Below are 12,455 nucleotides of genomic sequence, written 5' to 3'. Positions count from 1 at the left end.
GCTCGGCCAGGATGCCAGGTCAGCCGGCGGCGGAGCGCGCGGAACGGGACGCCGGAAGGTACTTGTCCAATGCCCACAGCAGAAGTCCGAACAAAAGATGGGGCACGAATGACGCCGGGATCAGCCTGAGGCTGACGGAGACGCCGGCAAATCCCCAACCCACAACAGGGAAAAACACCACCAGGATCACGAGCCACAGGACGCCGGCAAGCCCCAGCGCCGTCCACAGGTCCCTGTGCGGAATGTACCGGACAAAGATCACCGACCAGAAGGTCACATAGAGGGTATGAAACAGGAGCCCAACCGGCGGGGGCAGAGTGCGCCCAAGCATCGTCTCCGCGAAGGCGAGCGAAGGTGGCTTCGGGAACGGTGACAGGCCGGCGGCAGTCAGCGCAAGCATCATCGCCGCGGTGATGATGGAGACCAGGAGGCCGATCCCGACGGCTTGCGGCCAGGACCTTGCGTTGGGTTCAGCAGCAGCCATTGTCTTCTCCCTTCCGGTTGGACGTCCCCGCGCACGCGCAACCTCTGCTCTGGGGTGAGCCCATCAGGAAAGGCTCGAATTTTGCGTCCAAGGCATCGGCGGCGCCCTCCGGCGCCTTGATGACAAGCGTCACACGGCCCTCGTCCTCCCTGAGGTCGAAGCCGAGAAAACCGCAACATTGCTGTTCCCGACGGACCATCTCGCGGACGCGGTCCGCCTGTTCCCGACGATAGGTCAGGATCAGCCGCTGTCCTATCCGCTGCACGTCCAGCAATGCGGCCCGGTTAAGCTCTGCAATCCAGTCGAGGCGCTTTCCGAACTCTCCAGCCTCAAGGGTGCAGGCGATCGGTTCTGCTTCAGACATTGTTCCGTCCATTCTTTACTCCACCAGTTTTGCCGTGACGCGTCGGAGGCATCGCGGCGATTACTGGCGCAAAGGTAGGTCTTCAAGTAACTTGAGGTTCAAGAGGCGAATGTAAATTGTAAGGAAACGAGCGATGCCCGCATTGAAGATCGGCGACCTCGCCACACGCACCGGCACGAATGCGCCGACGATCCGCTACTACGAGGAGATCGGCCTCATACCGCGCGCCGATCGCCAGGACGGGGGACAGCGCCGCTATGGCGACGAGGATGTCAAGCGGCTAACCCTGATCCGCCGCTGCCGCGCGTTCGGCTTCCCGATCGAACAGGTGCGGTCGCTGGTGGCGCTCGCTGAGGAACCTGGCCGTTCCTGCCTGGAAGCACGCGACCTCGCCCAGGAGCATCTGACAACCGTGCGCGCCAAGCTGCGCGAGCTTAAAGCGCTGGAACAGAGCCTCGCGCGCTTTGTCGAAAGCTGCGAGACCGCCTGCGCCGGCGGTCCCGGCCCTGACTGCACGATACTGAAAGACCTTGCCAAACCGTCCGGTCAGGCGAGAACCGCAAGCGAAGCCGGGCGGCCGGCAAGACGACGTCGTGCCCGCCGGTAGCATCAAGCGCCCTCAGTCGAAGCCGAAAGAATGGAGGCATGTGTGGAGCAGGTTCGCTCGGTTCTCGAAGAGCACCAGGTGGCGATCTATCTGGGTGCGATCGCCATCGGGGCGCTTGCCGGCCTCGGCGTCCCGCGGGTCAGCGCGCTTGGGGCAGCGATCAACCCCGCTCTTGCGTTCATGCTCTTCGTCACCTTCCTCCAGGTTCCACTGGCGGAACTCGGATCGGCGATGCGCAACACGCGCTTCCTGGGTGTGCTGCTTGCGACGAACTTCATCCTGATGCCGGCGGCCACGGCGCTCTTGGTGCAGCTGCTGCCCGACGAGCCGATGCTGCGGCTGGCGGTGCTGTTCGTGCTTCTGACGCCGTGCGTCGACTATGTGGTGACGTTCACACATCTCGGACGTGGCGACGCCAGGCTTCTGCTGGCGGCGACGCCGGCGCTCCTGCTCGTGCAGATGGCGCTGCTGCCGCTCTATCTGCACCTGCTGCTCGGTAGCGACGCCTCCGGTCTCGTCCGCCCGGAGCCCTTCCTCCACGCCTTCTTGTGGCTGATCGCCGTGCCGCTGCTGCTTGCGGCGGGCGTGCAGCTCGTGGCGGCCCGGACGGCAACCGGCGAGCGCGCATTGACTGCCCTCGGCCTGCTGCCGGTGCCGGCCACGGCCCTCGTGCTCTTCCTCGTTCTGGCCGCCGTCATGCCGCAGATCGGAGAGGCCGCGGGCGCGGCGCTGACCGCGGCGCCGATCTACCTGGCCTATGCCATCGTGGCGCCGGTGCTTGGCTGGATCGCCGCGCGCAGCGGCCGCCTTGCCCCTGGCGCTATGCGGGCCGTGGCGTTCAGCGCCGCCACGCGCAACTCGCTCGTCATCCTTCCGCTCGCCTTTGCGGTGCCGGGCGGTGTACCGCTCGTTCCGGCCGTCGTCGTCACGCAGACGATGATCGAGCTGGTGAGCGAGCTCGTCTATGTGCGCTGGATACCGATCATGGCCGGGTCGCCGAACTGAAAGGCCGAGAACAAGGAAGCTGTACGTCAGTGCGGCGATCGCACCCTGCCTCTCCAACCATGTCGCGCGCAAGCTGTCAAAGCCGGCAGCTACGCGAGTCGATCGGGGATTTTGCCAAGAGAGCGTGCGAGCCCGGTAAGCAGGAGAAGATTTCTCGCCCGAAGAGCTGCCTATGGTGCCTCCGGTCTGCTCTTTGATTGGCGACACTGTTCATGCCCGGGTCTGAGCCAACGAGACGCGGCCGCAGACACGACATTGTGTGCAGATATGAATTTCCAGAAGCGGGCCCGATGCTATTATATGACCAGCCTTCCTTAGGGATCGCTACCTCAGGGATTCATCGATGTTGATTTCGCATGCACCACTTATCCGTCCGTCGGAGATCACGCCGCGCGGCGTCTATCTCAACCGTCGCAGCCTGATGCTGGGTGCAGCCGCCGCAGGGCTTTCCGCCGCCATGGCGCCACGGGGCGCGGAGGCGGCGCAGCTTGAAGCATCGCCCAGCCCGCTGTCGACCGACGAGGAGCCGACCGCGCTCGAACACATCACGAACTACAACAACTACTACGAGTTCGGCACCGGCAAGGAAGACCCGGCGAAAAACGCCCACACCCTCACCACGGAACCGTGGACGGTGAAGGTGGACGGCCTCGTCTCTCGGCCGGCCGAATTCGACCTGGACGACCTCCTGAAGCCGGTGACGCTGGAGGAGCGCATCTACAGGCTGCGCTGCGTGGAAGGATGGTCCATGGTCATCCCATGGGTCGGGTTCCCACTGTCGGAGGTGCTCAACCGCGTGGAGCCCCTGGGCAGCGCCAAGTTCCTGGCGTTCGAAACTGTCGTGAGGCCGGACGAGATGCCGGGCCTGCGGGCGTTTTTCAACGTGCTCGACTGGCCCTATGTCGAGGGGCTCAGGCTCGACGAAGCCATGCATCCGCTCGCCATCCTGGCGGTCGGCCTTTACGGGGAGACCCTGCCCAACCAGAATGGCGCGCCGATCCGGCTGGTTGTACCGTGGAAATATGGCTTCAAGAGCATCAAGTCGATCGTCAGGATCACGCTCACCGAGGGGCAGCCGCCGACCTCGTGGAACAAGCAAAACCCGCGCGAATACGGCTTCTACTCGAACGTCAATCCGGAGGTGGACCATCCGCGCTGGAGCCAAGCGACGGAGTTGCCGATCGGGCAGGGTCTCTTCGCCAAGCGCAAGCCGACGCTGATGTTCAACGGCTACGGCGATGAGGTGGCTCAGCTTTACGCCGGCATGGACCTCACCAAGTTCTACTGATGCTTCAGATCACTGACGTCGCGAGGAAGCCAAGATTGTCCAAAGCGCTGCGCTTCCGCCTGTTGCGCGCCGCGCTCTACTGGGTAGGGTTCGCACCGGCCGTATGGGTCTTCTATCTGGGCTTCACCAACCAGCTCGGCGCAAATCCGATCAGGACGTTGGAACAGGAACTCGGCATCTGGACGCTGCGCTTCCTGATCGCCACACTCACGGTGACGCCGCTGCGCGACCTCATGGGCATCAGCCTTCTGCGCTACCGGCGCACGCTCGGACTGCTGACCTTCTACTATGCCCTTCTGCATTTCGCGACATACATGCTGATCGACTACCGGCTCGACCTGCAGGCGATCGCGGCCGACATCGTCAAGCGCCCCTACATCACCTTCGGCATGCTGGCCTTGGCTATCCTGGTACCGCTTGCCGCCACATCGAACGACATCATGGTGCGGCGCATGGGAAGCGCCTGGACCAAGCTTCACCGCTGGGTCTATTTGGCAGCCGCGGCGGCGGCCGTGCACTATCTGCTGGTGGTGAAATCCTGGCCCATAGAGCCGCTCGTCTATTTCGCGATCGTCGCTGTGCTTCTTGCCTATCGGCTCGGAAAGCACCTGCACCGTCGCAGGCACCGGCGGCCTTCCGCAGCGTGAAGCAAGCTAAGAAGACATTCAACCCTGCCACAAGAACACGCAAGCTCGTGGAAACGATAATCATCGAGTTTACACATTCTTATCACATTCATGCTGTTTGGTAGCGAGCCGAACCATGATGAAATGACCAAGGAATTGCGCCCCTTCAAGCATGCGGCAGATTCTCTTCACGTTCATGATTGTTCTGGGACTGATCGGAACCCAGATATCCGCCATCGCACATGGGCATATGGGTGGGGCAGTCGCGATTGCCCAAACACAGGGTGACGCCAATGGCCATCCGCGGGGACAAAGCACTGGTCATTGTCCGGCGAAAATTTCCTGTGCGCACGCGCTGCTGACTCTAAAGCCAGTCCCGGATTCCGCACTGGCGGGTAACTCGGGCGGATTTGCTCTGTCGCTTGCCGAGCGCGAACCACGCCCTTTCTTGCCAGGAATCGACCCGCCGGTGCCGCGGAGCTGATCCACGCAGGCCTCTAGAAGCGACCGTTCGGCGCGTCCAAAACGCAGTTGTCGAGCGGTCGATATTCAACCGAACAAATGAATATGGAGAATGCAATGCGCGCAAAACGCATGCGAGCAGCCTTGTTGTTCGCCGCCGCCACAGCTGTGGCTGGTGTTGCTTCGGCATCGGCGGAAACGGCGACTATCGAAATGCTGAACAAAAAGGGCGATGAGCGGTTCGTCTATTCCGCGCCATTGGTTCGCGTCGAACCCGGCGATACGCTGAGGATCGCCGCCACTGACAAAGGGCACAATGCGGTCTCGATAGGCGGCATGCTTCCCTCCGGTGCCGAGCCGATCAATGTCCCGTTCAACAAGGATGGGGAGATCACCCTGACCGAGCCGGGTGTCTACGGCATCAAATGCACCCCGCATGTTGGCTTGGGCATGGTCGCTCTTGTGGTGGTCGGCGATCCAGCCAATCTCGATGCGGCCGCGGCCGCCGCAGACAAGCTCCCTCCCAAGGCAAAGAAACGCATGTCAGAGCTGTTCTCCCAGCTTTGACCGACATCCACTCGTTAAACCCAGGATAAAGATTGTCATGATGAAAAATTCCATTCACAGCCTCCCCATTCTCGCCGCATTCAGTGCTTCGCTTCTCGCCCATGCATCTGTCGCTTGGGCCGATGCCGGGCATGGCACCGTGAGCTTCGGTAAACCGGGCAGTGCCGCTGAAGTCGACCGTACCATCGAGTTGACCGCGGACGGGATGAGCTACGGGATCGACAGCTTGCAAGTACGCGCTGGGGAGACCATCCGTTTCGTGATCGAGAATGGCGGCGAGCTCAATCACGACTTCACGATCGGCGATCAGGCCACGCAGGCGGAACATCGCGCCAAAATGACGGAGATGATGGCGTCGTCGTCCGGCATGATGGATCATGACGACGCCAACGCCGTGTTCCTCAAGCCAGGTGAGACGGGAGAACTGATTTGGACCTTCTCCAAGACCGGGCGATTTGAATTTGCCTGCAATGTCCCCGGCCATTACGAAGCCGGCATGCACGGACCGATCACCGTAGCAGAAGCAGACGTCGACACGTAAGATGACATAGAACGGCTCAACCCCGGTCTGACTGACAGAACGGGGTTGAGCTTTGTTGCGACCCACGTCGTCTTGCTCGTCGGTCGTAGGACGGCCTGCTTGCACCCTCGGCATTGATCGAAAGATGCCCACCGGCAGTACTTTCGTCCCCGCCAGTTGCTCACATATGGTTCTGTCTGGACCTCTCCGCCGTGGGAAGGGTCAACACTCTCGTACGCCCGCAGGCAACTAGAGCCCATGGTGACCGTATCCGTTGTCGGTCACCTTCAATTTTCCTCGGACCCAACTGATCTTTGAACGTCGACCACGAATCCCATTGCCAACCACTTGAAGACAAGCTCTTGGAGCTCTAAAAACGGTCGTTTCCTTCGATCCCCAAATTGTTGATCTTGGCCTTGCCCAAGGCTTTCAGCAGAAGGTTCCGGCATGCCCGGAGAGGCGGATAGAGCAAATGCGCCGCCGTTCTGGAACGAAACAGGTAGTAGCTTATTCTGTTGAAGACGCCGGTCCGGCTACTGAGGCGGGCGAGAACGTGAATGGCCTCGCTGCCGTAATAGAGCCGTCCGTCCTTCTTGACGACCATTCCCTGGTCGATATCAAGCCCGGCCTCGGTTATCTCCTCCATGACCGGGTTCGGGTCACGCGCATTGACAATCCGCAGCGTGCCTGCGGATGGCTGAATGTGCACCATGCGGCAGTAAACATCGCAGGCCGGACATTCCCGATCGTAGACCAGCAGCACTTCTTCAGCCTCTGCCGCCGGTTGCGGATCATCAACTTTGCGATTGGGCAAGCCTTGCGCCATATTTGCCTGATCCGTCTTCCCGTCCACGGTCCACCGTCTTCTTCGACCGCCGGTTCTGGAAGGGCCGCTTCGTCCATTGGCAGCTCTTCCGGCGCGGCGCTCGATACCCTGATTGCCTTCTATATATGGCGCCGAATTGATCCGCGAACCCCAACTGAATTGGCATACATGATACGGCACCGAGCACAGTCCGTTCGGATGACGCCAGACATTTGCCCGCTGCGGCGAACCCGGCCTACTGCTTACCGCGACGGCCGCCCTGCTCCGTCAGCGAGGCCAGGGGACCATGCGCTTGACTACCCCGTCGCACCGAACCGTATGGTAGACGGCCGCTGCTATATGAAGGCCGGCGAGCACAAGTGTGACGTTCCACAACAGGATGTGGATTCGCCCGGCGGGCGCCCACAGATAGGCGGCCGCGAACCCTGCAGCAACCTGTCCGAGCAGTGAGATGTAAAGCCCCCAATGGATGACCTGCGAAAGTCGTTCCAGCCAGCCCTGAATCTGCAATGACGCAGGACGAGGTTGGAACAATCGAAGCCCGATCCGCGCGAGCATCAACGCGCCGATCAGCAGGCCCGCATAGTTGTGGACTGCGTGCAAAAGCAGGTCGGTACTGGATGGTGGCAGAAGCGGATTGTGCGTTCGGGGTATAGCCCGGGAAGTGTACCACTGCTCGATGACCAACAGCGCAACCGCCCAATGCGTGGCGATCTGCAGTCGCGTATATCGGGTGCTTTTTTGGTTATCTGGTGCAACCGAGGACATGGGAGCTCTGTTGTCTTTCGTCTGTGCGGACCAACGCTTCTGGAAAGCCGGCGAATGTGGGATAAATCAGGCGGTGACTAGATGATTCCAAACGCCTGCGATCGAGTTTGAGCTATCCTACACGGCCGCTTCCTGCGATCGCTGTCGTGCCGGCTGACCCGTCTTGGTCAGGTTCAGGGCGGTATCGGCCAATGCCACATGACTGAAGACATGAGGAAAATTGCCGAGATGCCGGCGTGCCCGCGGATCATATTCCTCCGCGAGCAGGCCGACATCGTTGCGCAAGTCGAGCAGCCGCTCGAACAGCGCGCGGGCCTCTTTCTGCCGGCCAAGCAGGACAAGGTTGTCGGCAAGCCAAAAGCTGCAGGCGAGGAACGCTCCTTCCCCTGGCGGCAGTCCGTCCTGTGTGACCGCGGAATCATACCTGAGAACCAATCCGTCGACCATGAGACGCTTCTGGATGGCTTCCACAGTACCCCGTACCCGGTCATCATCCGCCGGAAGAAAGCCGACAATCGGCAGAAGCAGAAGACTGGCATCCAGGGTCTTGCCTCCGTAGCACTGCACGAATGCGCCTAAGTCGGTATTGTATCCACGTCGGCAAACCTCCTCATGGACCCGCGCGCGCAATGCTCTCCAACGCTCAAGCGGTCCCCCGAGCCGGAACTGCTCGGCACTACGGATCGCGCGGTCAAGCGCCACCCAGGCCATCACCTTGGAATGGGTAAAATGGCGTCGCCTGGCGCGAATCTCCCAGATGCCCTCATCGGGCTTGGCCCAGATCGTCTCGAGATGCTCAATAAGCGCCCGCTGCAATTCCCATGCTTCGTGACTTGGCTCAAGGCCGCCGCGCCGTGCCTGGTGCATTGCGTCCATGATTTCGCCGAAGACATCTATCTGGAGTTGGCCGTGGGCAGCATTGCCGATCCGGACCGGCCGGGACTCTTCATATCCGGGCAGCCATGGCAGTTCCCATTCGGTAAGGCGACGTTCTCCAGCGACGCCGTGCATCGGCTGCAAGCGCGTGGGCGTACCGGCGGCCGCACGCAGGAGCCAGTCGCGCCATGCCTTCGCCTCATCGTAGTAGCCGGCATTCATCAGCGAGAGCAGCGTGAACGTCGCGTCGCGCAGCCAGCAGAAGCGGTAGTCCCAGTTCCGTTGGCCGCCGATCAGTTCCGGAAGCGACGTCGTCGGAGAAGCCACGATTCCGCCGGTGGGGCCATAAGTCAGCGCCTTCAGGACAACGTGCGAGTGGACGACCGCGTCTTCCCAAGGCCCTTTGTAGCGGCAGCGCCCTCCCCAGTTCCGCCAAAAGGCTTCAGTCTCGTCGAGCAGTTCCTGGGCATCGATTGGAGCCGGCGGTGGCAGATGGGACGGCGAGTAGCTCAAAACGGAGGCTACGATCTCGCCGGCAGTAATCGTGAATCGAGAGGCGGTCCTCTGGTCCTCGTGAAGGGAAGGGCCACCGCCCTGGACCGTGACCATATCGGGCCCAGCGATCGCACGCAGCCTGCCATCTTCCAGGTGCGTGATCCAAGGCACAACGGCACCGTAGCCAAAGCGGATCACAAGTTCAGACATCATTGCGACGCGCCCGCGGCTGCCCTTCACAATTCGGACCAGCCTGGGATGGTCCCGACCGATCGCCAAGAAGTCGATGAGAGTGGCGGCTCCCTCGTCCGTCTCGAATTGCGTCTCCAGGACAAGCGTCAGGCCTCGGTAGCGGCGCGTGACGCGCGCGGTCTCTGTCGCCGGTCGAACAAGCCATCGTCCGTGCGCGGGGCTGCCCAAAAGCGCGGCAAAGCAAGCGTCGGAATCAAAACGGGGCCAGCAAAGCCAGTCGACCGACCCCTCACAGCTCACCAGCGCGGCGCTCCGGCAGTCGCCGATCAGTGCATAATCTTCTATGCGCGCCGCCACCGCCCCGTCCTCACCCAGCGTCACGGAATTCCGGATAGAGCGCCATGCCACCATCTACAAAGAGTGTGGCGCCGGTGACATAATCCGAAAGGTCTGACGCAAGCCAAAGTGCGGCTTCGGCGACATCCTCGGGCTCGCCGATGCGCCCGTAGGGGATGAGCTTCAGCAGATCTGCTTCCGCCTCAGGTGTCTTCCAGGCCGCGCGGTTGATCGGGGTCCTGATCGCGCCCGGAGCAATTCCATTCACGCGAATGCGCTTTTGCGCTGTTTCCTGCGCCAGCGTCTTCATCATCAACATCAGTCCGCCTTTGGAGGCTGCATAGTTGACGTGCCCTGCCCAGGGAATGAGTTGGTGCACGGAGCTCATGCAGATGATTTTGCCTGCCGCTTTTGAACGGGGGCTGGGTTTCTGCTGGTCGAAGCAGCGAATGGCTTCCCGGGCGCAGAGGAACTGACCCGTGAGATTAACGTCGAGCACACGCCGCCACTGCTCCACCGCCATTTCGGCTGAACATTAGCCAGGCACCGAGCAGGGAGCTCCCAACCAGCGTCCACGGCACAGTCACGCCGCGCGCCGCCGAAAGGACCAGTTCCCAAAGCGGCATATCAAAGCCGGGCCTTTGCACGTCCTTACCGCTTCCCGGCAGTGCATCGCCCCTGAAGAAGGAGCGCCAGAACGGCCGGCCGCGGCGGGTGTTGAGAACGAGGAACTGGCCCATCGCCACGAGCTCGTCGAGCGCGTAGGGGATCATGATGAGCATGGCGAGCGCCGCCAGCAGGCACAGCGTGCAGTAAGTGCCGATCATGATCGGCTGGATGATGATGAAATAGATCGACACGACGCCGAGCGGCACCACGACGATGCCGAACAGAAGCACCATCCAGGGCATGGTGCGCCAGCGCGCTCGTCCGCCCATGATCCCCATTAGGATCTCGAACATATAGCTGGTCGCGCCCAGCCCGCCGTCGGCGATCGGCCAGGCCCTGGAAACGTCGGAGGTGATGATAAACTCGGTGCCGTTCCGGCCGCCCTCGCCCGCGAAGAACGGCTCCCAAACGCTCTCGATATGGCCGAGCTGGTACGCCGCAAGAACGCGCGCAACAACGAAGCCGATTGCGCCGAGCGCGATGATCGGCAGGCGCTGCAGATATGTGGAGGGGCAATAGCTCCAGCCGGGTGGCATGTCGGAGTCGTCCATCATGCCCTCGTGGCTCATGCCGGGCATCATCGGCACGAGGATGGCGAAGGTGATGACAAGCGCGCCGACAAATGTGTCATTTGCATAGACGGCGGCACTCGGTGCCCAAAAGACGAGCGGCGCGAAAAGAAGCCATATGCCCACCGCCGTGTTCGCCCACTGCGCCCAACTGAAGCGCGGCGAAAGCGAGAGCGCCGAGAACGCCATAATCAGCAACCCGCTGGCGAGATCGCTCCAGGCGGTGAGAGAATTGCGCAATGACGGGTCCCAGAGCCCACGCTCTTCCGTGACGCGCATTACGGCGTCACTGAAGGTGTCTGCGCCGAACGTACCGAAGACGAACGGGCTCGTTGCCAGCCACAGGCCCAGCAGCATGTTGAGGAAGTGCACCCAGAGCATGTCGAAATGCATCATGCGCATGTGCTGCATGTGTTTTCTCATCATGGCGCCAAACTGCTCGGGCTCCTGCTCTGCCTCGTTCCATTCGTTTTCTACCTGCTCCGCCGCTACCGCGGCCGAGTTCAGCTTGTTCGCCTTGTACCATCCGACTGGGTCGGCCTTCAGTGCGGCGATCATTTTGGGCAGTGTTTCGCGCAGGGAATGTTTCGGTTCCCAGCCGAGATGCTCCTTTGCGCGCGAGATGTTGATTTCGTAGTGGTCGTCCGAGATGTCGACCATCCAGGGCCGGATGAAGGGGTCCTGATCCAGCACCTCGCCCTGCACCCAGGCGCCGGTTCGGGCGAGGCCTTTCGGAATGTGCCGCGTCTCCCAGTCCTCGTCGTGGATCAAGAGACCAATCTTGCGCTGCAATTCGTCGAATGTGGGCGTATCGGGTTCGCCCAGGAGCAGCGCCATTTCCGGCGGCAACTCTTTCCGGCGCTCAATTATCGTGATCAGGGCCGCGGTGAGGTCGTCGAGATGGAGGAATGGTTGCCCTGTATCGAGATCGCCTGGGTAGAAGTGGCTGACATATTGACGCTCGTAGATGCGTGCGATCTGGTGTGAGAGGAAGGTCGCGCGGCCAATATCGTCATAGACGCCGGCCGGGCGCACCATGACCGCCGGAATTTTTCCCCTCTGCTCCCGGATCAGCTTTTCAGTGCGTATCTTGGACTCCCGATACGGCAGCTTCGCATCGAGCGGCCAGTCCTCATCGATCGGCGCTCCCTTCCTGCCCGGAGCATGAACGAGCATTGTGCTCGAGAAGACGAACTGCTCCACCTCGAATTGCTGAAGCCCGCGCAGCAGCCGTTCCGTCCCGCGCACGGTAACCTCTTCGTATAGCGGATTGCGTTCCCCAGTCAGGTCGAAATAGGCCGCCAGGTGGACTACTGAGGCGATACGGTTGCCATAGCCGAGTCGCACCCGCTCTAACGCGGCCTCAATACTGCTGTCGGAGGTGAGGTCGATGCAGATGCACTCTGCCTCCGCCGGAGGATGCGGCGGCATGTCGCGGTCAAATCCGACCGGTGTAAAGTGTCCTGCCAGCTTCTTTATCAGTGCCGATCCGATAAAGCCGCTGCTTCCTGTGACGACCACCACGTCCTTCTCGGAATTCACCTTCCCCTCCGAAAGCGCAAACAATAAGCCTCAGCTTCTCACATATTTCACGAGCGCAACCATCGCGAGAACGATCAGCGCCAGGAGCAGAATCCAGAATAAGCCTACGCCGGCCATGATCCAGCCCGCGCCCTCGATACCCATGCACTCCATCATCATGGTTGCGCTCTCCGTCTGATCTCCAGCCGTTCCAGATCACCAAGCGCATGCCGGCGCTGAACTGTGCCCGGATTCCCGGACTCGACCTCCGAAACTCTCT

The 12,455-nt window shown here is 61.5% G+C and carries 14 protein-coding genes and 1 pseudogene; 7 read left to right on the top strand and 8 right to left on the bottom strand.

Features of this window, described 5'->3' with window-relative positions; translation table 11 throughout:
* Positions 1-19: 19 nt before the first annotated feature.
* Complete coding sequence (locus P2W41_RS19135; RefSeq protein WP_223006623.1) at positions 20-484, bottom strand: hypothetical protein; 465 nt, start codon at positions 482-484, stop codon at positions 20-22.
* The gene (locus P2W41_RS19130) at positions 471-848 is read right to left on the bottom strand and encodes a hypothetical protein (protein WP_255606505.1); all 378 of its coding nucleotides are present in this window, start codon (positions 846-848) and stop codon (positions 471-473) included. The genes P2W41_RS19135 and P2W41_RS19130 overlap by 14 nt, the downstream gene beginning before the upstream one ends.
* 133 nt (positions 849-981) lie before the next feature.
* Between P2W41_RS19130 and P2W41_RS19125 the strand changes: the two genes are divergently transcribed.
* The 7 genes from P2W41_RS19125 to P2W41_RS19095 all read left to right on the top strand — a co-directional run bounded on the left by P2W41_RS19125 (position 982) and on the right by P2W41_RS19095 (position 5,944).
* On the top strand, positions 982-1,455 hold the full coding sequence (locus P2W41_RS19125; protein ID WP_223006625.1) for a helix-turn-helix domain-containing protein: 474 nt from the start codon (positions 982-984) through the stop codon (positions 1,453-1,455).
* A 42-nt stretch (positions 1,456-1,497) separates the two neighbouring features.
* Positions 1,498-2,460 (top strand): arsenic resistance protein, encoded by a 963-nt coding sequence (locus P2W41_RS19120; RefSeq protein WP_255606506.1) that lies wholly within the window; start codon positions 1,498-1,500, stop codon positions 2,458-2,460.
* Positions 2,461-2,803: 343 nt separating this feature from the next.
* On the top strand, positions 2,804-3,748 hold the full coding sequence (msrP, locus tag P2W41_RS19115) for a protein-methionine-sulfoxide reductase catalytic subunit MsrP (protein ID WP_223006627.1): 945 nt from the start codon (positions 2,804-2,806) through the stop codon (positions 3,746-3,748).
* 35 nt (positions 3,749-3,783) lie between these two features.
* Positions 3,784-4,395, top strand: a complete 612-nt coding sequence (gene msrQ, locus P2W41_RS19110; protein ID WP_255606507.1) for a protein-methionine-sulfoxide reductase heme-binding subunit MsrQ — start codon at positions 3,784-3,786, stop codon at positions 4,393-4,395.
* 151 nt (positions 4,396-4,546) lie between these two features.
* Complete coding sequence (locus P2W41_RS19105) at positions 4,547-4,858, top strand: hypothetical protein (RefSeq protein ID WP_223006629.1); 312 nt, start codon at positions 4,547-4,549, stop codon at positions 4,856-4,858.
* Between the two features lie 95 nt (positions 4,859-4,953).
* Positions 4,954-5,403: a pseudoazurin gene (locus P2W41_RS19100; protein ID WP_223006630.1), complete on the top strand. Its 450-nt coding sequence runs from the start codon at positions 4,954-4,956 to the stop codon at positions 5,401-5,403.
* Positions 5,404-5,440: 37 nt separating this feature from the next.
* Positions 5,441-5,944 carry a plastocyanin/azurin family copper-binding protein gene (locus tag P2W41_RS19095; RefSeq protein WP_255606508.1) on the top strand — a complete coding sequence of 168 codons (504 nt, stop codon included), beginning with the start codon at positions 5,441-5,443 and terminating at the stop codon, positions 5,942-5,944.
* Positions 5,945-6,293: 349 nt separating this feature from the next.
* On the opposite strand, the gene P2W41_RS19090 is transcribed toward P2W41_RS19095, so the two are convergent.
* The 6 genes and pseudogenes from P2W41_RS19090 to P2W41_RS19065 form a co-directional block, all read right to left on the bottom strand.
* The gene (locus P2W41_RS19090) at positions 6,294-6,635 is read right to left on the bottom strand and encodes a hypothetical protein (protein ID WP_404935042.1); all 342 of its coding nucleotides are present in this window, start codon (positions 6,633-6,635) and stop codon (positions 6,294-6,296) included.
* Positions 6,636-7,016: 381 nt separating this feature from the next.
* Positions 7,017-7,517: a cytochrome b gene (locus tag P2W41_RS19085; protein ID WP_255606509.1), complete on the bottom strand. Its 501-nt coding sequence runs from the start codon at positions 7,515-7,517 to the stop codon at positions 7,017-7,019.
* A 117-nt stretch (positions 7,518-7,634) separates the two neighbouring features.
* Positions 7,635-9,437, bottom strand: a complete 1,803-nt coding sequence (locus P2W41_RS19080; RefSeq protein ID WP_223006740.1) for a glycoside hydrolase family 15 protein — start codon at positions 9,435-9,437, stop codon at positions 7,635-7,637.
* Positions 9,438-9,447: 10 nt separating this feature from the next.
* Positions 9,448-9,942 (bottom strand): annotated as a pseudogene (locus tag P2W41_RS19075) (SDR family oxidoreductase); the annotation flags it as partial.
* A complete protein-coding gene (locus P2W41_RS19070) occupies positions 9,902-12,196 on the bottom strand; it encodes an NAD-dependent epimerase/dehydratase family protein (protein ID WP_223006633.1) in 2,295 nt (764 codons plus the stop codon). The pseudogene P2W41_RS19075 and the gene P2W41_RS19070, both read right to left, overlap by 41 nt.
* Before the next feature lie 30 nt (positions 12,197-12,226).
* Positions 12,227-12,355, bottom strand: a complete 129-nt coding sequence (locus P2W41_RS19065; RefSeq protein WP_255606511.1) for a hypothetical protein — start codon at positions 12,353-12,355, stop codon at positions 12,227-12,229.
* Positions 12,356-12,455 lie beyond the last annotated feature (100 nt).

It is taken from the genome of Nitratireductor sp. L15S-10, from assembly GCF_045011005.1.
Classification (GTDB): domain Bacteria; phylum Pseudomonadota; class Alphaproteobacteria; order Rhizobiales; family Rhizobiaceae; genus Nitratireductor.
The sequence above is the reverse complement of the archived record's forward strand: the minus strand, read 5'-3'. Positions and strand labels throughout refer to the sequence as shown.